This is a genomic window from Neisseria sp. P0021.S005 (assembly GCF_051956955.1).
The window spans coordinates 1-441 of sequence record NZ_JBQCWY010000974.1 but is presented as its reverse complement, the minus strand read 5'-3'; the positions used below and the strand labels follow the sequence as shown (position 1 = coordinate 441).

Genomic DNA, 441 nt, shown 5'->3' with positions numbered 1-441 from the left:
ATGCCGATGAGGGCGAGGATGACGGGCATGTTGCGCTCTAGCGGCGTGTTGATGAAGTGTTGGTCCATCAAGTGCGCGCCGTTGAACATTTCGACGAAGTTTTCTTCGCCGAGATACAGCCTCATCGGCAGGCCGATGGCCGACCACAGGCTGTATCGTCCGCCGACCCAGTCCCAAAATTCAAACATATTGGCGGTATCGATACCGAATTCGGCAACGGCTTTTTGGTTGGTCGATACGGCCACGAAGTGTTTGGCCACGGCGCTTTCATCGCCTGCATGATCCACGAACCATTTACGCGCGGTCAGGGCGTTGGTCAGGGTTTCTTGGGTGGTAAAGGTTTTGGACGCAATGATGAACAGCGTAGTTTCCGGGTGGACTTTGGCCAATACGTCGCGCAGCTGGGAGCCGTCCACATTGGAGACGAAGTGCATGTTTTTT

1 pseudogene is annotated in these 441 nt (G+C 54.9%); it reads right to left on the bottom strand.

From position 1 onward, the window contains the following. A pseudogene (locus tag ACTHUE_RS20440) lies at nucleotides 1–441 on the bottom strand (glucose-6-phosphate isomerase); the annotation flags it as partial.